Source organism: Macrococcus bovicus (genome assembly GCF_030376725.1).
Taxonomy (GTDB): Bacteria; Bacillota; Bacilli; order Staphylococcales; family Staphylococcaceae; genus Macrococcus; species Macrococcus bovicus.
Map to the genome: position 1 here is coordinate 789,215 of NZ_CP128470.1, position 23,756 is coordinate 812,970.

26 protein-coding genes are annotated in these 23,756 nt (G+C 46.0%); 24 read left to right on the forward strand and 2 right to left on the reverse strand.

From position 1 onward, the window contains the following. Positions 1-25 precede the first annotated feature (25 nt). Together rsmD and coaD are read left to right on the forward strand one after the other, a co-directional pair. Complete coding sequence (rsmD, locus tag QSV55_RS04485) at positions 26-571, forward strand: 16S rRNA (guanine(966)-N(2))-methyltransferase RsmD (RefSeq protein ID WP_289650864.1); 546 nt, start codon at positions 26-28, stop codon at positions 569-571. Next, positions 561-1,049, forward strand: a complete 489-nt coding sequence (gene coaD / locus QSV55_RS04490) for a pantetheine-phosphate adenylyltransferase (protein WP_133451210.1) — start codon at positions 561-563, stop codon at positions 1,047-1,049. The genes rsmD and coaD overlap by 11 nt, the downstream gene beginning before the upstream one ends. Here the strand turns inward: coaD and QSV55_RS04495 are convergent. Next, a complete protein-coding gene (locus QSV55_RS04495) occupies positions 1,024-2,079 on the reverse strand; it encodes a tRNA(Met) cytidine acetate ligase (RefSeq protein WP_289650865.1) in 1,056 nt (351 codons plus the stop codon). The two genes, coaD and QSV55_RS04495, sit on opposite strands and share 26 nt — an antisense overlap. A 123-nt stretch (positions 2,080-2,202) precedes the next feature. Between QSV55_RS04495 and QSV55_RS04500 the strand changes: the two genes are divergently transcribed. The 19 genes from QSV55_RS04500 (at position 2,203) to ileS (ending at position 21,176) form a co-directional block, all read left to right on the forward strand. Further along, complete coding sequence (locus QSV55_RS04500; RefSeq protein ID WP_289650866.1) at positions 2,203-2,697, forward strand: YceD family protein; 495 nt, start codon at positions 2,203-2,205, stop codon at positions 2,695-2,697. A 21-nt stretch (positions 2,698-2,718) separates the two neighbouring features. Beyond that, complete coding sequence (gene rpmF / locus QSV55_RS04505; protein WP_133431044.1) at positions 2,719-2,892, forward strand: 50S ribosomal protein L32; 174 nt, start codon at positions 2,719-2,721, stop codon at positions 2,890-2,892. A gap of 118 nt (positions 2,893-3,010) precedes the next feature. After that, entirely contained in the window at positions 3,011-4,585 is a 1,575-nt protein-coding gene (gene bshC, locus QSV55_RS04510; protein ID WP_289650867.1) for a bacillithiol biosynthesis cysteine-adding enzyme BshC, read from the forward strand. Positions 4,586-4,722: 137 nt separating this feature from the next. Further along, a complete protein-coding gene (gene mraZ, locus QSV55_RS04515) occupies positions 4,723-5,154 on the forward strand; it encodes a division/cell wall cluster transcriptional repressor MraZ (protein WP_133451214.1) in 432 nt (143 codons plus the stop codon). 10 nt (positions 5,155-5,164) lie between these two features. Continuing rightward, positions 5,165-6,100: a 16S rRNA (cytosine(1402)-N(4))-methyltransferase RsmH gene (gene rsmH, locus QSV55_RS04520; RefSeq protein ID WP_289650868.1), complete on the forward strand. Its 936-nt coding sequence runs from the start codon at positions 5,165-5,167 to the stop codon at positions 6,098-6,100. Between the two features lie 11 nt (positions 6,101-6,111). Beyond that, positions 6,112-6,489 (forward strand): cell division protein FtsL, encoded by a 378-nt coding sequence (ftsL, locus tag QSV55_RS04525; RefSeq protein WP_133451216.1) that lies wholly within the window; start codon positions 6,112-6,114, stop codon positions 6,487-6,489. Further along, a complete protein-coding gene (locus QSV55_RS04530; RefSeq protein WP_289650869.1) occupies positions 6,476-8,776 on the forward strand; it encodes a penicillin-binding transpeptidase domain-containing protein in 2,301 nt (766 codons plus the stop codon). Before ftsL ends, QSV55_RS04530 begins: the two co-directional genes overlap by 14 nt. Positions 8,777-8,791: 15 nt before the next feature. After that, a complete protein-coding gene (mraY, locus tag QSV55_RS04535; protein WP_133451218.1) occupies positions 8,792-9,760 on the forward strand; it encodes a phospho-N-acetylmuramoyl-pentapeptide-transferase in 969 nt (322 codons plus the stop codon). 1 nt (position 9,761) lies between these two features. After that, a complete protein-coding gene (gene murD / locus QSV55_RS04540; RefSeq protein ID WP_289650870.1) occupies positions 9,762-11,114 on the forward strand; it encodes a UDP-N-acetylmuramoyl-L-alanine--D-glutamate ligase in 1,353 nt (450 codons plus the stop codon). Then, positions 11,096-11,986, forward strand: a complete 891-nt coding sequence (locus QSV55_RS04545) for a cell division protein FtsQ/DivIB (RefSeq protein WP_289650871.1) — start codon at positions 11,096-11,098, stop codon at positions 11,984-11,986. Before murD ends, QSV55_RS04545 begins: the two co-directional genes overlap by 19 nt. Before the next feature lie 101 nt (positions 11,987-12,087). Then, a complete protein-coding gene (gene ftsA, locus QSV55_RS04550) occupies positions 12,088-13,437 on the forward strand; it encodes a cell division protein FtsA (RefSeq protein ID WP_289650872.1) in 1,350 nt (449 codons plus the stop codon). Between the two features lie 29 nt (positions 13,438-13,466). After that, positions 13,467-14,630: a cell division protein FtsZ gene (gene ftsZ / locus QSV55_RS04555; RefSeq protein WP_289650873.1), complete on the forward strand. Its 1,164-nt coding sequence runs from the start codon at positions 13,467-13,469 to the stop codon at positions 14,628-14,630. 67 nt (positions 14,631-14,697) lie between these two features. Further along, the gene (gene pgeF, locus QSV55_RS04560) at positions 14,698-15,450 is read left to right on the forward strand and encodes a peptidoglycan editing factor PgeF (protein WP_289650874.1); all 753 of its coding nucleotides are present in this window, start codon (positions 14,698-14,700) and stop codon (positions 15,448-15,450) included. Beyond that, positions 15,450-16,100, forward strand: a complete 651-nt coding sequence (locus tag QSV55_RS04565; RefSeq protein WP_289651049.1) for a YggS family pyridoxal phosphate-dependent enzyme — start codon at positions 15,450-15,452, stop codon at positions 16,098-16,100. The genes pgeF and QSV55_RS04565 overlap by 1 nt, the downstream gene beginning before the upstream one ends. Before the next feature lie 9 nt (positions 16,101-16,109). Continuing rightward, positions 16,110-16,598: a cell division protein SepF gene (locus QSV55_RS04570; protein ID WP_133451224.1), complete on the forward strand. Its 489-nt coding sequence runs from the start codon at positions 16,110-16,112 to the stop codon at positions 16,596-16,598. Beyond that, the gene (locus QSV55_RS04575; RefSeq protein ID WP_133451225.1) at positions 16,595-16,888 is read left to right on the forward strand and encodes a YggT family protein; all 294 of its coding nucleotides are present in this window, start codon (positions 16,595-16,597) and stop codon (positions 16,886-16,888) included. The genes QSV55_RS04570 and QSV55_RS04575 overlap by 4 nt, the downstream gene beginning before the upstream one ends. 58 nt (positions 16,889-16,946) lie before the next feature. Next, positions 16,947-17,717 (forward strand): YlmH family RNA-binding protein, encoded by a 771-nt coding sequence (locus tag QSV55_RS04580; RefSeq protein WP_133451226.1) that lies wholly within the window; start codon positions 16,947-16,949, stop codon positions 17,715-17,717. 21 nt (positions 17,718-17,738) lie between these two features. Further along, positions 17,739-18,242 carry a DivIVA domain-containing protein gene (locus QSV55_RS04585; protein WP_279512550.1) on the forward strand — a complete coding sequence of 168 codons (504 nt, stop codon included), beginning with the start codon at positions 17,739-17,741 and terminating at the stop codon, positions 18,240-18,242. Positions 18,243-18,452: 210 nt separating this feature from the next. Further along, positions 18,453-21,176: an isoleucine--tRNA ligase gene (gene ileS, locus QSV55_RS04590; protein ID WP_289650875.1), complete on the forward strand. Its 2,724-nt coding sequence runs from the start codon at positions 18,453-18,455 to the stop codon at positions 21,174-21,176. A 53-nt stretch (positions 21,177-21,229) separates the two neighbouring features. Here ileS and QSV55_RS04595 read toward each other — a convergent pair whose 3' ends face one another. Continuing rightward, entirely contained in the window at positions 21,230-21,454 is a 225-nt protein-coding gene (locus QSV55_RS04595) for a hypothetical protein (protein ID WP_289650876.1), read from the reverse strand. Between the two features lie 149 nt (positions 21,455-21,603). On the opposite strand from QSV55_RS04595, the gene lspA reads away from it, so the two are divergent. The 3 genes from lspA (at position 21,604) to pyrR (ending at position 23,693) form a co-directional block, all read left to right on the forward strand. After that, positions 21,604-22,095, forward strand: a complete 492-nt coding sequence (lspA, locus tag QSV55_RS04600) for a signal peptidase II (protein ID WP_133451229.1) — start codon at positions 21,604-21,606, stop codon at positions 22,093-22,095. Beyond that, entirely contained in the window at positions 22,082-22,987 is a 906-nt protein-coding gene (locus QSV55_RS04605) for an RluA family pseudouridine synthase (protein WP_289650877.1), read from the forward strand. The genes lspA and QSV55_RS04605 overlap by 14 nt, the downstream gene beginning before the upstream one ends. Positions 22,988-23,168: 181 nt before the next feature. Then, positions 23,169-23,693: a bifunctional pyr operon transcriptional regulator/uracil phosphoribosyltransferase PyrR gene (pyrR, locus tag QSV55_RS04610; protein ID WP_133451231.1), complete on the forward strand. Its 525-nt coding sequence runs from the start codon at positions 23,169-23,171 to the stop codon at positions 23,691-23,693. Positions 23,694-23,756: the final 63 nt, after the last annotated feature.

Genomic DNA, 23,756 nt, shown 5'->3' on the forward strand with positions numbered 1-23,756 from the left:
AATCTCCTTTTAGGTAGGTGTAAACGTGCGTGTAATAGCAGGTAAATATAAGAAACTCAAGATTGAAGCGGCACCCGGCATGACCTCGAGACCGACGACAGATAAGATCAAAGAGAACATCTTCAATATTCTAGGACCGCTTGATGGTATGGGCCTGGATCTCTTTGCAGGCAGCGGCGGCCTGGGTATTGAAGGCTTGAGCCGCGGCCTTGAGTCTGTTATATTCGTAGATGGCTCGAAAGAAGCAGTCACCGCCATCCGTAAGAATATTGAAGCGATCGATGAACAAGTAGAAGTATATCGCAATGACGCTTTCCGTGCATTAAAAGCACTGAAGAAACGTGATATTAAGTTCGATATCATCTTTCTGGATCCGCCGTATCAGAAAGGGCTGCTGAATCAAGCACTGGAACAGATAGAGGCATTCCAGCTGCTCAAGCCGGATGGGCTCATTATGTGCGAATGTGGCAAAGATGAAAGGGTGAACCCGCGTTCTTTCTCGCTTATTAAAGAAGAGATATACGGGACAGTTAAAATAAGTATATTAAAAGGAGTTCAACATGACGATTAGACGAGCAGTCGTACCTGGCAGCTTTGATCCCATTACCCTCGGCCATCTGGATATCATCGAAAGAAGCGCGAAGATCTTTGATGAGGTCCATGTCTCCGTTTTGCATAATTCTAGTAAAGCAGGACTGTTTTCAATGGATGAGCGCCTGGCACTCATCAAGGAAGCGACTGCTGCCTGGCCGAACGTCCAGGTTCACTACTTCTCAGGTCTTCTTATCACGCACTGTGAGAATATAGGGGCTCAGACGATTGTCCGAGGTCTGCGTGCTGTCAGTGACTTTGAGTACGAGATGCAGCTGACAAGTATGAACAAGAAACTGAATGATGATATAGAGACGCTTTATATGATGACGAATAACCATTACTCTTTTATCAGTTCAAGCATCGTGAAAGAAGTCGCTAAATACGGTGGCAGTGTAAGTGAAATTGTCCCGCCGCATGTTGAAGAAGCGCTTAAAAAGAAGTTCGCTGATAAATAACAGGTGTGTTGAAATCATTTCTTCTGTCGCCTGATACGAGATTATAGATCTGCGTCGCTCGGATTTCCAGTGGGAAGAGCGATGCATTTTTTTTATTGATGTTGGTGTGTACATGGGGAAGTCCCTTGATATAGGCCCGGCCCTTGTCATTCATCGCCAGAACCCGTATATCAGTGATGGCCTGCCTGCCTGTAATATTGAGCAGCGTGCAGGCGAGGAGACGCTGCAGACGTGTATACGTATAGCGCTTCGTCTTGATGGCCTGCATATAGCTCTCGAAGTCCTGTGACGCATTGATACGGGATTTCAGTCTGTTCTCCAGGCCTTCAGTCATCATATAAATATTTCTCAGCTCTTCAGCCGTGTGACTGATGATTTTATATTTCAGCAGCGGAAAGAAATCCTCCCAGCTGACTGCAAGAGATGCATCGATAGCTGCGGGTACTGCCATAGAGAAATCATGTCCTGCTGCGATTGCCCGGCGTATAGCGGTAGCACTGGCAATACGCCCCGTCAGCTGAGTGTCATGATAATGGTTCTCTATACGCTTGACCGGTATCAGCTCCAGTCTGCTGTCAGCTGCTTTGATATATTGCATGGCAAGGATGTTGTTCGGCTGCGAGAAAGCTTGATCCCCCGTCATCTGCGCATAGCTTCTCCCGCTTTTAACATCGACTGTTTTTACACGGTACGCCTCAGCTGTGAGCATTTCAAGGTCATCACATTCTGCGCCGAACGCCAGGGCGTCACAGCCCAGAAGCTCAGCCGTCCTGATTCCACCATAGGCGAAGTCGTCAGCATAGCTGAGCGCATAGAACTGGGGCAGCTCCACAACGAGATCGCAGCCCTTAAGTGCTGACTCTGCACGGGCGAACTTACTGAAGATCGCAGGTGCGCCGCGCTGTGTGAACTGTCCGCTCATAATGGCGATCACAATGTCCGCCTGACTTTTCTGACGCGCCATTTCCGCATGGTACTGATGCCCGTTATGATAGGGATTATATTCAGCGATGATAGCGACTGACTTCATTGATATTCACTCCTGTTGTCGTTATAATGAACATTGTATCAGAATATACTGTTAAGAAAAAATCTTGACAAAGTATATAGTTTGAAGTTAAAATAAATTTTGTGTTTGTAAGAGGTGAAACCTATGAAATGGTCTATTAATCAACTTCGTAAACACCAGGATGCACCACTTCAGTTTGAGAATGATGTCGAATTTCCGCATCTTATTGATAATCTTCAGTTGATTGACTTATCACCGATTCATGTAGAAGGTACTTTGACCACTAAGTCGAAGGAAGTCTATGCAGATATTCTGATCACAGGTCATTTTGTGATGGAAGATGCTAGAACCCTTGACCCTGTTGAAGTTCCTATTCATATTGAGTCGCTGGAAGTATTCGATATGAATGATTTTGATCTAGACGAGGAATTGAACCGTCATGAAATCATCAACGGCATGATCGATCTGAGACCTGTCGTTGAAGAATTGGTTGTACTCGAAAAGCCTGTCCGTGCCGTTAAAGAAGACTCTGAAATGTCTCTGACGGAAGGAAAAGGCTGGGAAGTTGTTAACGAGGATCAGCTTCAGCAGAAACCTGCTGTCGATCCGCGTCTCGCTAAATTGCAGGATCTGCTTTAATATGTAGAGGAGGAGAAAAACATGGCAGTACCAAAAAGAAGAACATCTAAAACAGCAAAAAGAAAACGTCGTACGCACTTCAAAATTTCAGTACCAGGTATGGTAGAATGCTCAAGCTGTGGCGAAATGAAATTATCACACCGTGTATGCCCATCATGTGGCGCTTACAACGGTAAAGAAGTAGTCGCTAAGTAATACATTCCCTTATTTCTGAAGAGAAATAAGGGCTTTTTTTATGTTTAAGCAACTACATTGTAATATGGATTTTAAATCTTTATAATTGTGAACAGAATAATATGAAGGAGTTCGACTCATGAAGATATCAACCGTTCAAGATGACCGACAGAGTTTTCTAGGTAAATATGCAGCAGGTGACTTCCACAGTTATGATTATGCGCTGCAGGAACCTGGCATCTATGAGAAGCGTCATCAGATTGCGCCTCATCCACATTCTGAAAAGCTTGGCCAGGTCATTGAAAACTATATGTCTGACCTTGAGCTGTCCGTTTCCCAGCGTGACAATCTCAGCGCACTACGCGCAGGTCATCAAGTGGTCGTCGGGGGACAGCAGGCAGGCTTGTTTATCAGTCCGCTCTACACCATACATAAAATCATCTCAATCATCGTACTGGCAGAAGAACAGTCTCAAGCGCTGGGCACTCAAATTGTTCCGGTCTTCTGGATAGCAGGTGAGGACCATGATTTCAGTGAAGTCAATCATGCTTATCTCTACAATGAAAGTCAGCGTCGTATGGAGAAATTGAAAGTGGCTACCAAGCGTGAAGCAGAAGATTCCGTCTCGCATTTCGACTTGACTGAAGAGGAGATGGCAGCCACAGTTACAGCCTTCATCAGTCAGCTGCATGAAACAGAACGCACGCAGACGCTCTACAATCAATTGATGCAGCTGCCGTTAAACTGGACGGCTCATTTCAAGCACTTAATTCATGAACTGTTTAAAAACTATGGCCTGATCCTGATTGACAGTGCAGATGCTGAACTGAGACAGCTGGAAAAAGATCAGCTGCTCTGGATGTTTGATCATCATGCAGAGATTGATGCTGCTTTCCAGGAAGGTCAGCGCAAGATGGATTCCTACTCCATTGAGACGACGACAAATGTGCACTTGTTCATGTCTGTAGATGGTAAACGTCAGCTGCTGAATGAAGTAGACGGCCGTTATTATCTAAGTAAATCAGATGACAGTTTCACGAAAGAAGAGATCCGTTCACTGATTGAGCATTCACCTGAACGCTTCAGCAATAACGTGGTAACAAGACCCCTGATGGAAGAACAGTTGTTCAACACCCTGGCTTTTATCGGCGGACCTGCTGAAGTCAGATACTGGGGCGAACTGCATTCAGTCTTCCGCTTTGCAGAGCGCGAGATGCCGATTGTCATGCCTCGTCTGCGCATCACTTATCTGGATGCACGTATGCGTAAACTGCTGGAGCGTTATGAACTGCCTCTAGCAGAAGTCGTCACGCACGGCTTGCAGGAGCAGAGCGACCATTTTCTGCAGCAGGATGCGAACACAGCGTTGTTTGAGACACTTTACCAGACAACTCAGGATTTAGAGTCCTCTTATGAGGAGATGATGCAACTTGCTGAGAGTGAGCAGGTCAGCCGTCTGATCGCAGCTAATTTAAAGCATCATCTGAAGCAAGTGGATTACTTGAAAAAGGCCTATAATAAAGAGCTCCATCAACGCAATAAAACCGTTCTGCAGCACTATAATGAAATCGACGCACATCTTCATCCAAGAGGCGGTCTGCAGGAACGCACGTGGCATCCGTTAGTCATGCTGAATAATTATTCACTTGCGCTTTTTGATGACGTCATTGAAAGCGTTCACTATACTTTAGACCATCAGGTTCTAGAAATCTAATAGGCTTGTATAAACCATTTTACATATATGTAAAATGGTTTTTTTATTTTTTTTAAAATAGTTGTGGGATTTTTTATATAATTTGTGGTGAAAAGTGGGGACGTATGGTAAATTATTAGGGAGACGAGGTGATAGCGATGTTCATGGGAGAATATTCACACCAGATGGACGCGAAGGGACGACTCATTGTCCCGGCCAAATTCCGTGATGAATTATCAGAACATTTCGTGATTACACGTGGTCTTGATCGCTGTCTGTTCGGTTATACACTTGCTGAATGGCAGAAGATCGAAGAGAAGCTTACCTCTCTCCCGATTACGAAAAAAGACGCTCGTAAATTTATGAGGTTGTTTTTCTCAGGAGCAGTTGAAGTTGAACTGGACAAACAGGGACGCATCAATATCCCGGCTAACCTGAGAGAGTATGCGGGTCTATCTAAAGAATGTATCGTCGTCGGCGTCTCGACCCGGATTGAAGTGTGGGACCGCGCTGAATGGCAGAAATTCTATGAGGAAACTGAACCCCATTATTCAGAAATTGCTGAAGAGCTGATTGATATAGATTTTTAGGAGGTAGAATATGTTCCATCACATCACCGTATTATTAAATGAAACAGTCGATATGCTGGATATCAAGAAAGACGGCGTTTATGTCGATTGTACATTAGGTGGTGCAGGCCATAGTCTCTATCTGGTTCAGCAGCTATCGGATTCAGGCAGACTGATTGCAATCGATCAGGATGATACTGCACTGGATAATGCCAAAGAAGTACTTAAAGAACATTTACATAAGGTTACACTCGTTAAAAATAATTTCCGTCATTTACGGACGGTTCTTGATGAACTGAATATCGATAAAGTAGACGGCATTCTCTATGACCTTGGTGTATCAAGTCCGCAGCTGGATGATGCTGAGCGAGGCTTCAGCTATCATCAGGACGCACGACTGGATATGCGTATGGACCGCACCCAGGACTTATCAGCTTATGAAGTGGTCAATGAATGGCCGTACGAAAAACTCGTATCCATCTTTTATCGTTACGGAGAAGAAAAGTTTTCTAAACAAATAGCAAGAAATATTGAAAAAACAAGAGAAACACAACCGATTGAAACGACAGCACAGCTTGTTGATCTCATCAAAGAAAGTATTCCGGCCCCTGCACGACGTAAGGGCGGACACCCGGCGAAAAGAGTCTTTCAGGCCATCCGGATAGCTGTCAATGACGAACTAGGTGCATTTGAATCATCAATTGAACAGGCGATTGATTCAGTTAAAGTAGGCGGACGTATCTCCGTCATCACGTTCCATTCCTTGGAGGACCGGATGTGTAAACAGATTTTCCGCGAATATGGAAAGGGGCCTGATGTGCCGCGAGGATTGCCGGTTATACCGGAGGAATTCAAGCCGAAGCTGAAACTTGTCAACCGCAAACCTGTTGAATCTTCTGCAGAAGAATTGACTGCCAATAATAGAGCGAGAAGTGCGAAGCTCAGAGTAGTGGAAGTATTAAAATAAGAGGTGACAACATGGCAGCTGAATATGTAAACAGAAATGTCTTTGACCAAGCGTATGACACACCCGTTAAAACTAAAACCAAAACGGCAACAAAAACCCATGTTGTTTCATTATCCAAATTAGAAAAAATGGTCTACTTAGTCCTTGTGGCATTGATTGCACTGGTCAGTAGTTATATGCTATCTTTAAAGTATGATGCGTATGATATGAATAGCAAAATTGCAACAACACAGTCTGAAATTATTCACCAGAAAGATATCAACGGCGAATTAAAATCTGAAGCAATGAAGCAATCATCTTACGAACGTATCTATAGTAAAGCACAAGGTTACGGCCTGAGCTTGAAAAATGATAACGTAAAGGTCGTGCAAAAAGATGGCAGCAATTAAAATAAAGAAAAATAAAATAGGAGCAGTCCTTCTGGTTTTGTTATTCGGACTGCTCTTTTTTCTGTTGATTTTTAGATATTCCTTTGTGATGCTGACAGGCACATCATCCGGACAGGATCTTGTGCTTAAAGCGAGTGAGAAATATGCGAGAAGTATCATCAACCAGCCTAGACGCGGCAATATTTATGACCGCAACGGGCAAATCCTTGCCCAGGATGTCAACTCCTACAAACTGATTGCAGTCCTGGATAAAAATATGAAGAACACCGATCAGTCGCCTGCGCATGTGGTGGATGTCAAGAAGACGTCTCATGCCCTGGCGAAAATCATCGACATGCCGGAGAAGGAGATACGTGCTAAGCTATCAACAAAGAAAGCGTTCCAGGTTGAATTCGGCAAAGCAGGCAGAGATCTGACCTATGCACAGAAGAAGAAGATCGAGGCATTGAAATTGCCCGGCCTGACGTTCTTCGCAGAGAAGAAGCGTTTCTATCCGAACGGCAACTTTGCCTCACACACGATAGGATTCGCAGAAAAAAATCCGGATACAGGGCAGATTGAAGGGATGCTCGGGATTGAGAAGGTCTTTAATACTTATCTGTCCGGACAGCCCGGCAGGACCTCATTCAACCAGGATATCTGGCAATACGTGCTGCCTAACTCAGGGAATGTCAAGCCGGCAGTCGACGGCGATGATGTGCATCTGACCATCGATAAGAATATCCAGATATTTGTTGAAGATGCGATGGATAAAATGGTGAAGCGCTATAAACCGAAGGATGTCTTTGCGGTCGTAGCTGATGCGAAGACAGGAGAAATACTGGGCTTCAGTCAGCGTCCGACATTTAATCCTGAGACAAGAGAAGGTTTTGGTGATAAATGGCAGAATGATTTATTCCAGAATACCTATGAGCCCGGCTCAACATTCAAGACATTCGGACTTGCTGCAGCTATCCAAGAAGGTAAGTATGAGCGTCAGAAGAAATATATGTCAGGGACAAGGAAGATTGAAGGCCACGAGATTTCCGACTGGAACGATGTCGGCTGGGGCAAGATTTCCATGAATCAAGGCTTTCAGCTGTCCTCGAACGTCCTGATGATGAAACTGCAGGACGAAGTCGGCATTGATAAAATGAAGAAGTACTATGAAAAATTCGGCTTCGGTAAGAAGACCGGCGTGCTCTTTGACGGCGAACCGGCAGGGAATATTTCGTGGGGAGACCCGCTGAGCCAGAAAGTTTCGGCTTTCGGTCAGTCCACGACAGTGACGCCTGTACAGATGGTTCAGGCGGAGTCCGCTATCCTGAATGAAGGTCAGATGTTGAAACCTTATATCGTTCAGTCTGTGACTTCTCCCGACCGCTCAGTCGTTATAAAAGGTAAGAGAGAAGTGGTCGGTCAGCCGATCACAGCCGATACAGCTAAAAAAACAATGCGGGAATTAAAAGATGTTGTTTACGGTTCTGAGATGCATGCGTTTAATTACCGGATAGATGATTATCAGATCGCCGGGAAGACCGGGACAGCACAAGTCGCTGACACAGAAAACGGCGGCTACGTGCAGGGACCGAACCCGTATTTCGTCAGCTTCATGGGTTATGCGCCCGCAGACAAGCCGAGAGTCATCGTCTATATGGGGATGTCTTTAGCCCAGAAAAACGACGCAGAAGCGTATAATATAGGTGTCTCACAAGGCTACAAGCCATTGATGGAGAATACGCTGAAATACCTCGATGTCTCGTCCGGTTCAAAGAAAAACGATAAGGTGACGACGGCTGAGGTGCCGGTTGTTCTCAATGACAGCACGGATAAAGCGGTATCTGAAATCGAAGCGAGAAACCTGAAGCCGGTGGTACTGGGTACGGGTGACCAGGTGGTGGCGACACAGCCCGCATCCGGCCACATGCTTGAAGGAAGCAAGGTACTGCTCCTGACTTCAGGTGATATCACCCTGCCTGATCTCTCCGGCTGGTCTAAACGTGAACTTAATGCACTTGAGACATTGACGGGCGCCTCGATTAAGTTTGACGGCAGCGGCTATGTCATTAAGCAATCCGTTCCTGCCGGTACAGCTGTTAAAAAAGGTCAGGAGATCGTCGTTAATATGGATTCACTGGACCCGTTGAAACAGTCACCGGCTTATGACCAGATAATTGATGCCGAACGTAAAGATGAAGAAAACGCCTTGCAGAAAGAAGTCGACCAGTCGAAGAAACAGTCTGAAGAACAGACATCTGCACAGGCCAAGGAGTCAAAAACTACAAAGGAGAAAGCGGCTACCGACTAGCCGCCTAAAACTAATATGAAGACAATTATTTTTGCACTGAGTGCTTTTATTCTGACCGCTATCCTCGTGCCGATCTTTATCCCCTTACTGAAACGCTTGAAGTTCGGCCAGTCCATTCGCCAGGAAGGACCTCAAAGCCATATGAAGAAAAGTGGAACACCGACTATGGGAGGGCTGACTTTTCTGCTGAGCACTTTACTGCTGAGCCTGATCGCCCTGCTGTTTGTGGAAGACCGTGGTCCCATCATACTGCTGATATTAGTGACACTTGGTTTCGGGCTTATCGGTTTTATCGATGACTATATCATTGTGGTGAAAAAGCATAATCAGGGTCTGACATCAAAGCAGAAGTTTCTCTTGCAGATTCTGATTGCTGTATTGTTCTATTCTGTCAGCCGTTTTCTAGGGCTGCTTGAAATCAGTACAACAGTCAACATTCCATTCACTGATGCAGGGTTACCGTTAGGTATTCTGTATATTGTGTTCATCATTTTCTGGCAGGTCGGTTTCTCTAACGCGGTCAACCTGACAGACGGTGTTGATGGTCTGGCGACCGGGCTGTCCATCATTGCTTTCGGCTGCTATGCCTATCTGGCTGCTGTACAGCAGCAGGCAGGCATCATGCTCTTCACACTGATTCTGATCGGCAGCTTGGCAGGGTTTCTCCTCTACAATAAAAATAAAGCCAAGCTTTTTATGGGAGACACCGGATCCCTTGCCCTCGGCGGCATCATCGCCACTGTCTCAATTATGCTGAACCAGGAACTGACGCTTCTTTTCATCGGCCTGATGTTCGTAGCAGAAACATTATCAGTGATGCTGCAGGTGGCCTCATTCAAGTTAACCGGCAAACGTATTTTCCGTATGAGCCCGCTTCATCACCATTTTGAACTGGGCGGCTGGAGCGAGTGGAAGATTGTCCTCGTCTTCTGGGCAGTCGGCTTAATCAGCGGCTTGATCGGTATTTATTTAGGAGTGAACTAATATGAAAAACGTGACAGATTATCAAGGTCAGCACGTCCTTGTGCTCGGCCTTGCGAAAAGTGGTTATGAGACGGCTAAACTATTATTGAAATTAGGGGCGACTGTGGTCGTCAATGACGGGGGCTCACTTGAAACGAGTGAGGATGCGCAGGCGCTGCGGACGCTTGGTGTGCGCGTCATTGATCAAGGCCATCCGCTTTCGCTGCTGGATGACACTGACCTGATCGTCAAAAATCCGGGCATCCCTTACCAGATAGAAATTCTGCAGGAGGCTAGCAGACGCAGCATTCCGATTATCACTGAAGTGGAACTCGCTTATCGCATCCATGAGGGACGCACGATAGCCATCACAGGGACCAACGGTAAAACGACGGTCACTTCACTTATCGGCGATATGTTCAAGCAGAGTGACGTGAAAGGGCATCTGAGCGGTAATATCGGATACGTCGCCTCAAAAGTGGCGCAGGAAACAGCACCGGAGGACTATATGCTGACGGAGCTCTCATCCTTCCAGCTGATGGGGATTCAGACCTACCGGCCGCACATCGCCATCATCACGAATATTTATTCCGCGCATCTGGATTATCATGGCACGCAGGATGAATATGTCCGCGCCAAAATGAATATCTTTAAAAACCAGAGAGCTGAAGATTTCCTCATCTTCAATTCTGACCAGAAGGCCTTATTGGATGACAGCGACATAAAAAGTCAGGTTATTTACTTCTCGACGTCACAAGAGACCAACGGCAGCTATATTAAAGCGGACAAAGTTTATTTCAGAAATGAATTCATCATTGATGTAAAGGATATTGTTCTGCCAGGTAAGCATAACCTCGAGAATGTGCTGGTCAGTGTAGCAGCCTGTAAACTCGCAGGGCTCCACAACGAAGCGATCATTAAGACGCTGACAACATTCAAAGGCATCAGCCATCGACTGGAGTTTGTGACAGCACATAACGGGGTGCGCTACTACAATGACTCCAAAGCGACCAATACACTCGCTGCGTCATTTGCCCTTGACGCCTTTAATGAACCGGTACACTGGATCTGCGGCGGGCTCGACCGGGGCAATGGCTTTGAAGATTTAGACCGGCATGTCGAGCGGGTGAAACGGATGTATATTGTCGGTGAGACCACTGAGAAGTTGAAGTTATTTGCTGAACAGCACGGCATTATGTATACCATCTGTCAGGACGTGAAAGATGCGGTCAATCAGACGGCAGACTATACGAAGGCCGGAGAGGTAGTCCTGCTTAGTCCGGCCTGTGCCAGCTGGGATCAATACAAGACATTTGAAGTGCGCGGTGATGAGTTCATCAGACAGGTCGGTGTCATATGTCAGATGAACGATTAAAGCAGCTGAAACAAGGTGGACGTCAGAAAAGAAAAAGAAAACATAGAATCCAGTTCGCTATTTTTATGGCGGTGATCTGTATGGTCACGTTAGTCCTTCTGTATATGTTTACAGGCATCAGCTATGTCAAAGACGTGAAGATTGCAGGCAATCATCTGATTACTGATAAGAATGTCAGCGAAATACTGGATATAGGGAAGAACAGCCGCATCTATACACTGCCCGTCACTGAGATGGAGCAGAACCTCCGGCTGCAGGACGGCGTGAAAAACGTAGAGATTCAGCGTCATTTCCCGAATCAGGTCGATGTGAACATACAGGAATATGCGGTGCGTGCCATCGTCGCTGATGGCAGCACCTATCATCCGGTGCTCGAAAACGGCCAGATCCTGAAAAATCAGCAGGCTGATAAATCGGGTCCGATCTTGAATGACTTTGAAGGCAGTGACAGGGTAAGGATGATTGATATCCTCAACCGGACAGAAGAGTCCATCCGCAATAACATGTCTGAAATCAACTTTCTGCCTAATCGTGAGGCTTCTGCCCGTGTTCAGATCTTTATGAACGATGGGCTGGAAGTGATCGGTGATTTACGAACGATGGGCGACAAGCTCAACTATTATCCGGGTATGATGAAGGATATTCCTCGAGACTCTAACGGCAATCTGATCAAACCAGGTATCATTGATCTGGAGATAGGGGCCGTCTTTATTCCATATGAATCAAAAAAAGCGGAAGAGAAGCGGCTTGAAATTGAAAGTGAAATAGAAGCGAAGAAAGAACGGGACAAGAAAAAACACGATGATAAAATGCAGTCTCTCAAAAAGAAACTGGAACGGCAGAAAGAGAGCAAGACTGCTGAACAAGGATGAAGCAATATATGAGGTGTAAAACCGTTTTTTTGTTCACAATGACGTATGAATCATGTAAACTTAAAATAGTGTAAAAATTAGAAAAAAGGGGTGCCTATAGAATGGAAGAACATTACTATGTAGCCATAGATATCGGCTCAGCGAGTGTAAAGGTGGTTGTTGGCGAGAAGTTTCATAACGGAATTAACGTCATAGGCACAGGCCAGACATTCACAGATGGGATCAAACGTGGCGTCATCGATGATTTTGATGTCGCGAAGCAAGCGATTTCAGATGCACTTAAAAAAGCCAAGATTGCTTCTGGTGTCGACATTAAAGAAGTCTTTGTCAAGATGCCGGTTATTCATACAGAGATCCTTGATATTGAGAATGCGATTCAGTTCAACGGCGAATCGACTGAGATCACAGGCCAGCATATAGAAGATGTCCTTGATTCAGTTCGTGATAAATATCAGGCAGACAACACAGAGATCATCGGTGTCTATCCGAAACTCTTCATCGTCGACGATATTCATGAAGTCAGCGATCCGAAAGAGATGGTAGCCACTCAGAGTCTCGCTGTTGATGCAGGTGTGATCACCATCAATCGCTCTCTGCTCGTCAATACTTTAAGATGTGTGGAAGCATGTGGTGTCGAAGTGCTGGATGTCTATTCAGATGCCTTCAACTATACCCATATTCTGACACCGACTGAAGTTGAACTCGGTGCCTGCGTCATTGATATCGGTGACCAGCTGACGCAGGTCGCCTTCTATGAGCGGGGTGCATTATTTGATGCGGACAGCATTCCGGTCGCAGGCAGCCACATTACAAACGATGTCGCGCAGGCCCTGAACACTTCCTACGATAAAGCGGAGCGCATCAAAGAGCAGTACGGTCATGCGTTTTATGATAACGCAAGCGAACAGGACGTATTTCATGTCACTCAGAACGATAAAGAGGAAGAAGCGGCTTTCAATCAGAAAGAACTCAGCGATTTCATCGAAGCGCGTGTCGAAGAAATCTATGAGGAAGTATTCGAGCTGCTGCAGGAAATGGGCATTGATAAAGTGAACGGCGGTTTTGTCATCACCGGCGGCACGGCCAATATGCTCGGCATCAAAGACCTGCTGCAGGACATGGTGAATGAGAAGGTCCGCGTCCATATACCGACTCAGATGGGCATCAGAAAGCCTGAATTCTCCTCAGCAATCGCGACCATCTCAAGTGGTATTAACTTTGATGAACTTCTTGATTATGTTACAATTAATAATCATGAAACACCTGTGGAAGAACAGTACACAGTTTCCGAGGAAAAATCCAAACCAGCTAAAGGTTTATTTAAACGAAAAAGTCAGGTCAATGTCGAATCAGGTGAAACAGTGACTGTTAAATCTGACGATATTGATGAAGAAGTAAAAGAAGAACAACCAGGATTAATGAAAAAAATCATGAAATCATTATTTGAATAATGGCCATTACAGTATAGGAGGAAAAGGGAATGTTGGAATTTGAACAAGGATTTAATCATCTGGCTACATTAAAAGTCATTGGTGTCGGTGGAGGCGGTAATAACGCAGTCAACCGAATGATTGAACACGGTATGAACAATGTTGAATTCATCGCAATTAATACTGATGGCCAAGCATTAAACTTATCAAAAGCCTCATCAAAAATTCAGATCGGTGAGAAATTAACGCGTGGATTAGGAGCGGGTGCCAATCCTGAGATCGGTAAAAAAGCCGCTGAAGAATCACGCGAACAGATAGAAGATGCCATCCAAGGTGCGGATATGGTATTCGTCACTGCTGGTATGGGCGGTGGTACAGGTACGGGTGCAGCGCCGGTCGTGGCCAAGATTGCTAAAGAAATGGGCGCGCTGACAGTCGGTGTCGTGACTCGTCCATTCTCATTTGAAGGCCGTAAACGTCAGACACAGGCAGCAGCTGGTGTAGAGGCGATGAAAGCAGCTGTCGATACACTGATCGTTATCCCGAATGACCGTTTACTTGATATCGTCGATAAATCAACACCGATGATGGAAGCCTTCAAAGAGGCAGACAATGTCTTACGCCAAGGGGTACAAGGTATCTCTGACTTGATCGCAGTATCCGGTGAAGTCAACCTGGACTTCGCTGACGTTAAAACGATCATGTCCAACCAAGGTTCAGCATTGATGGGTATCGGTGTCGCTTCGGGTGAGAACCGTGCAATGGAAGCCGCTAAGAAAGCCATCTCTTCACCTCTTCTTGAGACTTCAATCGTCGGTGCACAAGGTGTCCTGATGAATATCACAGGCGGCGAATCGCTGTCACTGTTCGAAGCACAGGAAGCTGCCAACATCGTTCAGGATGCAGCAGATGAAGATGTCAACATGATTTTCGGTACAGTCATCAACCCTGAACTGCAGGATGAAATCGTTGTCACTGTGATTGCGACAGGATTCAATGATAAGCCGGTCCGTCCGACGACGAGTGCGCCGGTAAGAGAAACGCCAAGAGAAGAGCGCTATGAGTCACAGCAGACTTCATACGTACAGCCTTCTTATTCGCAGTCACAACCACAGACTCAATCCCAGCCTAAACAGACTGAATCACGTGACAGTGACCTCGATGTACCAAGCTTTTTACGTGACCGTTCTCGCTCACGCCGTACAAGAAGATAACCAGACTATTCAATCGGTCCTATCGTCACTCAGGTGATCGTGGGGCCTTTTTTGTTAGGAGAAGCTGATGTATACAGAACTTAAACGAGTTGATAATAAAGTGATCGGTATCACAGAGAGACAAGGCGGAGTCAGTCCTTATCCGTCAGATGCGATGAATATGGCGCTCTATATCGATGATGAAGCTGAAAATGTCATGCTGAATCAGCAGCGTCTCGCTGAAGCGATCGATTTCAGTCGTGAGAACTGGGTTTTTCCGATCCAGACGCATGGCAACAAGATAGCGGAAGTGACGCGGGCTGACAGAGGAACGAATATCAGCGAACTGACAGAAAGTCTGCATGGGATCGATGGCTTATACACGTATGACCAGGGTGTGCTCCTGACGATGTGTTTTGCCGACTGTGTCCCTGTCTATCTTTACTCGGACCGGGATGGATTTATTGCACTCGGACATGCAGGCTGGCGCGGGACACAAGGTGAGATCGTCAAGAAACTGATCGCAGCCTATCCGTCACCTGAGCACTTACACTGTGTCATCGGCCCGTCAATCTGTGCGCACTGCTACGAAGTGAATGCAGACATTAAAGGACAGTTCAGCGCGGATACTGAACGCTATTTTGAGCTGAAAGACAACGGCAACTACAAAATCGACCTGCAAGGTATCAATAAAATGCTGGCGGTACAGGCAGGCATACCCAGCGATCAAATTGTCATCAGCGGCATCTGTACAGCAGAGGACGACCGTTTCTTTTCTTATCGCACTGAAAAAGGAAAGACAGGCCGCATGCTAGCTTTTATAGGAACGAGGGAACAATGATGGATGTAAAAGACAATCTGAAGGCGATCAATGAGGAAATCGAGGCAGTGACAGCGCACCCTCCCACTGTTATCGCCGTGACAAAATATGTTACAATAGACCGAGCACAAGAAGCATATGATGCGGGTCTCAGACATTTCGGTGAGAACCGGATTGAAGGGTTTCTTGAAAAGAAAGCAGCCCTGCCGCAGGATGCGACATTTCATTTTATCGGCTCTTTGCAGACACGAAAAGTGAAAGAGGTCATCAATGAAGTCGACTACCTGCATTCACTGGACCGCCAGTCGCTTGCTGATGAGATAGAGAAGCGCGCAGTGCATACGATCAGATGTTTTGTCCAGGTCAACGTCGCAGGTGAAGACTCCAAACATGGTTTTGCACCTGAGGAGGTCATGTCCTTTGTCGAAGGCCTGAAGGATTTTGAGAAGATAGAGGTCGTCGGTTTAATGACGATGGCACCACATATTGAAGATCAGACCCAGCTCCGTACATACTTCGCTGAACTGAAGCAACTGCAGCAGAAGGTCGCTGCACTCGGCCAGCTGAATGCGCCGTGTACAGAACTGTCGATGGGGATGAGTAATGATTACTTGTCTGCCATCAGTGAAGGGTCAACATTTATTAGAATTGGGACTAAGTTAGTCGGATAGGAGGCTGTCATGGCGATTAAAGATGTATTTAAGGGATTCTTTGTCATTGATGATGAAGACAATGAAAACGAAGTTTATAGCAGTGAGGATACAAGAGAAGAGCGGTTGCGTGCACAATCTGTCCAGAAGCAGTCAGCACCTGCACCTGTGAAACAGATCAAGACGACTGAAAAACGTGTCGTTAAACCTAATGTGGTCAACATCAAACCGGAGCCTGTATCTGCCAGTTCAAAGATGTGCCTCTTTGAACCACGAGTATTTTCAGATACACAGGATATTGCAGATGAGCTAAAAAACAGAAGGGCGACCCTGGTCAACCTTCAGCGCATTGATAAGATCTCTGCGAAGCGTATCATCGATTTTCTGAGCGGAACGGTCTATGCCATAGGGGGCGATATACAGCGTATCGGCCAGGATATATTCTTATGCACACCAGATAATGTAGAGGTGGCAGGCAGCATCACTGAGATGCTGGATGCGCCAGAGGAGGAAGAATGAGCTTAGGGGTTATTGCAGCTATCTTAAATGGCATCTTATTTTTACTGACGGTTTATTTCTACGCCATTATTATCTATATCTTTATGTCGTGGATACCGGGCTTAAGAGAATCATTCATCGGCGAATGGATCAGCAGATTTGTTGAGCCTTATCTTGAGATCTTCAGAAAGATCATCCCGCCGCTCGGCATGTTCGATTTTTCACCGATCGTAGCGATCTTTGTCCTGCAGATGTTCCAGCGAGGGCTTGTCGCTATCTTTAATCAGTTTATCGTACCGATGTTTATGTAATTTGAGGAAATAATCTCATGCAGGTGAGGTTATTTTTTTATCTGAAAGGACAGTTAGAATGAATATCATGCAGCATTTCAGAAACGAGGAGCAGGCTGTCATCAGGAGTGCCATGCAGTTCTGTGAGCGGGTTGACCAGACCTATGCACCTGTTCTTACCCCTTTTCTTGATCCACGTGAACAGTATATCTATTCAGTCGTTGCGAAGCAGGCAGGTGTCAATATCTCATGCTTCGGGGGCGATGAGCAGAGTGAACGTCAGCGTGCTCTATTAGCACCTGATTATTTTGAGGCCGCTGAAGAAGACTTCGAATGCCAGCTGATTGAAGTTCATTATCCGGATAAATTTGTCACATTATCCCATCGCAACCTGCTAGGGTCGATCATGCAGACCGGCATCAAGCGTGAGCAGCTCGGAGATATCAGAGTAAGCGCGCGGATTCAGTTCGTCGTCACGAATCAGATGGCGCTTTACCTGCAAAGAGAGCTGACAAAAATCAAAGGTGCTGCGGTCAAGTTAGAGCCCGTGCCTTTTACTGACATGATACAGTCAGAGGCGCATTATCAGACACAGTCGACGACGATTGCGAGTCTGAGGCTTGATGCGGTCATTCAGCAGCTGACGCGTAAATCTCGCGCAGTAGCTCAGAAGATGATAGAGGCAGAACATGTCAAAGTCAATCACAGTGTGATCACAAAGACGAGCTTTACGGTCGAAGAAAGTGATTTAATTTCAATTAAAGGCTATGGCCGTGCTAAAATAGCTTCGATAGGTGATCGTACTAAAAAAGATAAAATCAGAGTGACGTTTGAGACGTTGTTCAATTAGAGGTGAAAAAAAGTGGAATACATGCCAAGAGATATCGAGATGAAACAGTTTAATATCGTTCACAAAGGACTGAATGAGAATGAAGTCAGAGATTATTTACGTGAACTCAGTGATGAACTTGAGAAACTGCGCGAGGAAAAAGCAATGCTGCAGCGTATCATAGATGATAAAGATGAGAACATCAGCCGTTTCCGCGCTGTCGAGAATACGATAGGCGAGGCGCTGGTCGTGGCTCAGCGTGCAGGCGATGAGATCAAGGCTTCAGCAGGCATGCAGGCAGATGTCATCATCAAGGACGCCCAGAATCATGCTGATATGCTGGTCAACGATGCGATGCAGAAGGCACGGGAGATTGCATTCCAGACTGAGGATATGAAGCGGCAGTCAAAGATATTCCGCGCCCGTTTCCAGATGCTTGTGCAGGCTCAGCTTGATTTACTGCAGAACGAGGACTGGGATTATCTGCTCAACTACGATTTAGAGACTAAACCTATTGAACAAACACCTGATAATAAGGTAGAATAAGATTAATATTGATGAAGACGGTGCTCGTGTCCTCATATCTTCCAGCGAACTGACGATGGTGCAAGGTCAGTATATGAGACGAGTACGGATCACTTTGTCCTTAATTAAATATGTTAATGAGTGAACTCCAGGAGTTAAGCAGGGTGGTACCGCGGATTGATCCGTCCCTGCACTTCTGGTGTTTTTTATTACTAAAATGGAGATGATATGATGGATTATAAAGAGACATTACTGATGCCTAAGACCGACTTTCCGATGCGCGGCGGCTTACCGAACAAAGAACCACAGATTCAGGAAAAATGGAATGAACAGGATTTATATCATAAAATCCTGGAGAAGAATGCCGGCAAACCGACTTATATTCTGCATGACGGGCCTCCTTATGCGAACGGCCAGATTCATATGGGTCATGCGCTGAATAAAGTGATCAAAGACTTTATCACGCGCTATAAGGCAATGACAGGCTTCAACGCGCCGTATGTCCCGGGCTGGGATACACACGGTCTGCCGATTGAACAGGCACTCACTAAAAAAGGTGTGAACCGTAAAGAAATGTCTGTCGCAGAATTCCGTGAACTGTGTAAACAGTTTGCGCTGGAGCAGGTCGAGCTGCAAAAAGCAGACTTTAAGAGACTGGGTGTCAACGGGGACTGGGATAAGCCTTACATCACGCTGCAGGAGAAATTCGAAGCGGAACAGATTCGTCTTTTCGGTGATATGGTTAAAAAGGGCTATATCTACAAAGGGAAAAAACCCGTCTACTGGTCTCCTTCAAGTGAATCTTCTCTAGCAGAAGCAGAAATTGAATATCAGGATAAAGTATCGCCTTCTATCTATGTTGCTTTTGACACGAAGGATGGTCAAGGTAAAGTCGATGCGGGCGTTAAGTTCGTCATCTGGACAACAACACCGTGGACAATCCCGTCTAACGTTGCCATCGCTGTGAATCCAGCACTGAATTATGTGCAGGTCAAAGTAGATGAATCCTCTTATATCGTTGCTCAGGCGCTGCTTGACTCCGTATGTGAAAAAGTAGGCTGGGACAAAGATGCCGTTGTCATCGAGAAGGAATTCAAAGGGACAGATCTTGAATACATTACGACGCAGCATCCGTTCATCGACCGTGAGTCACTCGTCATTCTCGGCGACCATGTCACAACTGATGCCGGTACAGGATGTGTTCATACCGCACCAGGTCACGGGGAAGATGACTTTATTGTGGCACAGAAATATGACCTGCCTGTGATTTCTCCACTCGACGATAAAGGGGTCTTCACAGCAGAAGCAGGTGAATATGAAGGCATCTACTATGATAAGGCCAATAAACTGATCACTGAGAAGCTGACAGAAGTGGGTGCGCTCTTAAAACTTGAGTTCTTCACTCACTCCTATCCTCATGACTGGCGTACGAAGAAACCGGTTATTTTCCGTGCGACACCGCAGTGGTTTGCGTCTATCAATAAAGTGCGTCAGGATATCCTGGACGCCATCGAAGAGACAGAATTCAAAGTCGACTGGGGTAAAACCCGCATCTATAACATGATCCGTGACCGGGGTGACTGGGTGATCTCCCGTCAGCGTGCATGGGGCGTTCCGCTCCCTGTCTTCTATGCGGAGAATGGCGATATCATCATGGACGAGGCTGTCATTGAACACGTCGCGACACTGGTTGAAGAGCACGGTTCGAACGTCTGGTATGAACGAGAAGCAAAAGACTTGTTACCGGAAGGTTTCACTCATGCCGGCAGCCCGAATGGCGAGTTCACGAAAGAGACAGATATCATGGATGTCTGGTTTGACTCAGGTTCTTCACACCGCGGTGTATTAGAAGCGCGCGAAGAACTATCATTCCCGGCAGACCTCTACTTTGAAGGCTCTGACCAGTACCGCGGCTGGTTCAACTCTTCTATTACAACAGCGGTGGCGACACGCGGTCAGTCACCTTACAAGAAATTGCTGTCTCATGGTTTCGTCATGGATGGTCAAGGCCGTAAGATGAGTAAGTCTCTCGGCAACACGATCCTGCCTGAGAAAGTTGTTAAACAGATGGGTGCAGATATCATCCGCCTGTGGGTGATGTCAGTGGATTACCTGGCAGATGTACGTATTTCAGATGATATTCTGAAGCAGGTTTCTGAAGTTTATCGTAAAATCCGTAACACGTTCCGTTTCTTACTCGGTAACGTCAACGATTTCGATCCTAAAAATGCGGTTGCTTATGAAGATTTAGCTGAAGTTGACCGCTATATGCTGAACCGTCTGTATGATTTTGTCGGTCATGCACACAAGCATTACGAAAATAACGATTATCTCTTCATCTATCAGGAATTGCAGAACTTCATCAATGTTGAACTCAGCAATTTCTACCTGGACTACGGTAAGGACATTCTTTATATCGAAGCAGAGGATGCACCTATCCGCCGCAGCATGCAGACCGTCCTCTATGAAATCTTAGTCTCACTGACAAAAGTGCTGGCACCGGTTATCCCGCACACGGCTGAAGAGATCTGGGGACATACACCGCACGTTACTGAAGAAAGTGTTCATTTGACGGATATGCCGGAGACGCATGAAGTTGACAGTCAATTAGTCGAGAAATGGGAACGCTTCCTGACGATCCGTGATGATGTCCTGAAAGCGCTGGAAGAAGCACGTACAGAGAAAACAATCGGTAAGTCACTGGAAGCAAAAGTGACGGTCTACGTTGAAAATGCTGAAGACAGAGCTATTTTAGAGTCAATGGACAATCTTCATCAGCTGTTTATTACCTCACAAGCGGTCCTGACAGACAAGAAAGCCGGAACCGATTATGTATCAGCAAATGTCCTGGTAGAGAAGGCGGAAGGCGAAAAATGCGAACGCTGCTGGAACTACTCAACTGAACTGAACGATGAGCATCTCTGCCCACGCTGTGCAGCGGTGGTCGCTGAATAAGAGAAACGCCGCATCCTCGGGATGCGGCGTTTTTAATTGCTGTTCAGGCTGTATTAAGAGAGAAGCTGGTAGATGAAGAAGAGACAAACCAATATAAAACCTGCAGACATCAAGTAGCTTATCTTCCTCATAGCAACAGCCATGAAGAGACAACCGGTCAGTCCTATTAATTTAGAAGGAGTAGCAGGGAAACCGCTGAACAGCGCAATCAGCATAAGTTCAAATGACAGAGCGTGCATGATCACATCGAATAAGGAAACACGGTAAGTTCTATACATTATTGTCCTCCGACTCTTTTGTAATTATTTTACACTAAAAGACTTTTATTGTAAAATAAAATTATTACTTTAAATATATTATGTAAACTTTATAATTATAAGACGGTTTCATCAATCTATGGTAGAATAATTGAGATTGGAGTGAAAACATGAATAGAAAATATAATCTGCATCTGATGCTGCCGCTTGCTCTTTTTCTTATGGCAGCTGATCAGCTGACAAAATGGATTATTGTCAAGACGATGAATATTGGTGACTCCGTATCTGTCATCGGTGATATCTTAGAGATTACTTCCCATCGTAATTACGGTGCAGCGTGGGGCATGCTGCAGAATCAGATGGTCTTCTTCTACATCATCACGCTTGTCGTGCTGATGGCCATCATTTATTTCTACAGAACTGAGGCACCGTTCAAGCCCGTGATGCAGCTGGGGCTGACGCTTATTTTCGCGGGTGCTGTCGGCAACTTCATCGACCGCTTATTCAGAGGGAATGTCGTCGACTTTATTGATACGAAGATCATCAACTACGATTTCCCGATATTCAATGTCGCAGATGCCTGTCTGACTTTGGGCGTCATCGTACTGATTTATGAGATTTTAATGAATGATAGTAAGGAGAAAAAGCATGCAAACATTTAATTTTGAAGTACAGGAAGAAGAGGTCGGTCAGCGTATTGACAAATATCTGACAGACTCAAACAGTGACTGGTCACGTAATCAGATTCAGGACTGGATCAAGAATGGTTTAGTCGTCGTCAATAATAAGCCCGTCAAGGCGAACTATAAACTGCGGATGGACGATGAAATTGTGGTGACCGAAAAACCAGTTGAAGAAGTCGATCTTGTCGCTGAAGACCTTGGAATTGAGATCTACTATGAAGACAAAGATGTCGCGATTGTCTATAAGCCGAAAGGAATGGTGGTTCATCCGGCACCGGGTCATCCGAACGGCACGCTGGTCAATGGTCTGATGTATGCCATCAAGGACTTGTCCGGCATCAACGGCGAAATCCGTCCGGGCATCGTCCACCGTATCGACAAAGATACATCCGGATTACTGATGATTGCGAAGAATGATATTGCCCATCGCGGTTTAGTCGAGCAGCTGGTTGATAAAACAGTGACCCGTAAATATACAGCGCTCGTTCATGGCGTGATTCCTCATGAGTTCGGTACGATTGATGCGCCGATCGGCAGAAATCCGCGTGACCGCCAGGAGATGTCCGTGCAAGATGATGGTAAGCCAGCAGTGACCCATTTCAATGTACTGGAGACATTTGATAAATACTCATTGGTTGAATGTCAGCTTGAAACAGGCCGTACCCATCAGATCCGTGTGCATATGAAGCATATCGGCTATCCACTCGTCGGTGACCCGAAATATGGTCCGAAGAAGACATTGGATATAGGAGGCCAGGCGCTGCATGCTGGCGTCATCGGCTTCAATCATCCTGTAACGGATGAATACATTGAGCGTTCTGCAGAACTACCGGAGTATTTCGTCGAACTGATCCGTAAACTGCGCAAATAACAAACCGTTTTTGATGACGTCGCCTTTAAAGGGTAAAACTTGCATTTGACATCAATCTGCATTATGGTAAGATGAATATAACTTAATCACGTTGCTTTTAACTGAGTCCAGAGAGGCTCATAAGGCGTTGAGCAGGATAACCTCACGTCTATTTGACGTGAGGTTTTTTAGGAGGGTTATGATGAAACAGCGGATTGTACTTGACGACAAGGCGATTGACCGGACTCTGACGCGTATAGCGCATGAGATCCTGGAGAATAACAAGGGCACACAGAATCTGGTGCTGCTCGGTATCCGTACACGCGGCGTCTTCCTCGCTGAACGTATTCAGGCGAAGATTGAACGGATTGAAGGGATCACTGTGCCTACAGGTGTGCTTGATGTCACTAAATACCGGGACGATGTGACGGACCGGGTAGATACAGATGTCCAGGCCTTTGAGATTGATGCGGATCTGAATGGCAAACATGTGGTCATTGTGGATGATGTCCTTTATACAGGCCGCACAGTGCGTGCTTCCCTGGACGCCATCCTGGACCACGTGCGTCCGAACCGCATCAGTCTGGCGACGCTGGTCGACAGGGGACACCGTGAGCTGCCGATTCGTGCGGACTTCATCGGCAAGAACATTCCGACGGCGCTCAGTGAAGAAATCATCGTCATGCTTGATGAAGTGGACGAAAAAACACAAGTCTATATTAAATAACTCTTTTAAATCGGTACGAGAGACCGGCAAAGGGTGATTAAGTGAAAACTTAAGCCTCTTTGC

What these genes read in the sequence shown, in the direction of transcription:
- coaD (WP_133451210.1), top strand. Translation starts at nt 561, where the DNA reads ATGACGATTAGACGAGCAGTCGTACCTGGCAGCTTTGATCCCATTACC.
- QSV55_RS04495 (WP_289650865.1), bottom strand. Translation starts at nt 2,079, where the DNA reads ATGAAGTCAGTCGCTATCATCGCTGAATATAATCCCTATCATAACGGG.
- QSV55_RS04500 (WP_289650866.1), top strand. Translation starts at nt 2,203, where the DNA reads ATGAAATGGTCTATTAATCAACTTCGTAAACACCAGGATGCACCACTT.
- rpmF (WP_133431044.1), top strand. Translation starts at nt 2,719, where the DNA reads ATGGCAGTACCAAAAAGAAGAACATCTAAAACAGCAAAAAGAAAACGT.
- bshC (WP_289650867.1), top strand. Translation starts at nt 3,011, where the DNA reads ATGAAGATATCAACCGTTCAAGATGACCGACAGAGTTTTCTAGGTAAA.
- mraZ (WP_133451214.1), top strand. Translation starts at nt 4,723, where the DNA reads ATGTTCATGGGAGAATATTCACACCAGATGGACGCGAAGGGACGACTC.
- rsmH (WP_289650868.1), top strand. Translation starts at nt 5,165, where the DNA reads ATGTTCCATCACATCACCGTATTATTAAATGAAACAGTCGATATGCTG.
- ftsL (WP_133451216.1), top strand. Translation starts at nt 6,112, where the DNA reads ATGGCAGCTGAATATGTAAACAGAAATGTCTTTGACCAAGCGTATGAC.
- QSV55_RS04530 (WP_289650869.1), top strand. Translation starts at nt 6,476, where the DNA reads ATGGCAGCAATTAAAATAAAGAAAAATAAAATAGGAGCAGTCCTTCTG.
- mraY (WP_133451218.1), top strand. Translation starts at nt 8,792, where the DNA reads ATGAAGACAATTATTTTTGCACTGAGTGCTTTTATTCTGACCGCTATC.
- murD (WP_289650870.1), top strand. Translation starts at nt 9,762, where the DNA reads ATGAAAAACGTGACAGATTATCAAGGTCAGCACGTCCTTGTGCTCGGC.
- QSV55_RS04545 (WP_289650871.1), top strand. Translation starts at nt 11,096, where the DNA reads ATGTCAGATGAACGATTAAAGCAGCTGAAACAAGGTGGACGTCAGAAA.
- ftsA (WP_289650872.1), top strand. Translation starts at nt 12,088, where the DNA reads ATGGAAGAACATTACTATGTAGCCATAGATATCGGCTCAGCGAGTGTA.
- ftsZ (WP_289650873.1), top strand. Translation starts at nt 13,467, where the DNA reads ATGTTGGAATTTGAACAAGGATTTAATCATCTGGCTACATTAAAAGTC.
- pgeF (WP_289650874.1), top strand. Translation starts at nt 14,698, where the DNA reads ATGTATACAGAACTTAAACGAGTTGATAATAAAGTGATCGGTATCACA.
- QSV55_RS04565 (WP_289651049.1), top strand. Translation starts at nt 15,450, where the DNA reads ATGGATGTAAAAGACAATCTGAAGGCGATCAATGAGGAAATCGAGGCA.
- QSV55_RS04570 (WP_133451224.1), top strand. Translation starts at nt 16,110, where the DNA reads ATGGCGATTAAAGATGTATTTAAGGGATTCTTTGTCATTGATGATGAA.
- QSV55_RS04575 (WP_133451225.1), top strand. Translation starts at nt 16,595, where the DNA reads ATGAGCTTAGGGGTTATTGCAGCTATCTTAAATGGCATCTTATTTTTA.
- QSV55_RS04580 (WP_133451226.1), top strand. Translation starts at nt 16,947, where the DNA reads ATGAATATCATGCAGCATTTCAGAAACGAGGAGCAGGCTGTCATCAGG.
- QSV55_RS04585 (WP_279512550.1), top strand. Translation starts at nt 17,739, where the DNA reads ATGCCAAGAGATATCGAGATGAAACAGTTTAATATCGTTCACAAAGGA.
- ileS (WP_289650875.1), top strand. Translation starts at nt 18,453, where the DNA reads ATGGATTATAAAGAGACATTACTGATGCCTAAGACCGACTTTCCGATG.
- QSV55_RS04595 (WP_289650876.1), bottom strand. Translation starts at nt 21,454, where the DNA reads ATGTATAGAACTTACCGTGTTTCCTTATTCGATGTGATCATGCACGCT.
- lspA (WP_133451229.1), top strand. Translation starts at nt 21,604, where the DNA reads ATGAATAGAAAATATAATCTGCATCTGATGCTGCCGCTTGCTCTTTTT.
- QSV55_RS04605 (WP_289650877.1), top strand. Translation starts at nt 22,082, where the DNA reads ATGCAAACATTTAATTTTGAAGTACAGGAAGAAGAGGTCGGTCAGCGT.
- pyrR (WP_133451231.1), top strand. Translation starts at nt 23,169, where the DNA reads ATGAAACAGCGGATTGTACTTGACGACAAGGCGATTGACCGGACTCTG.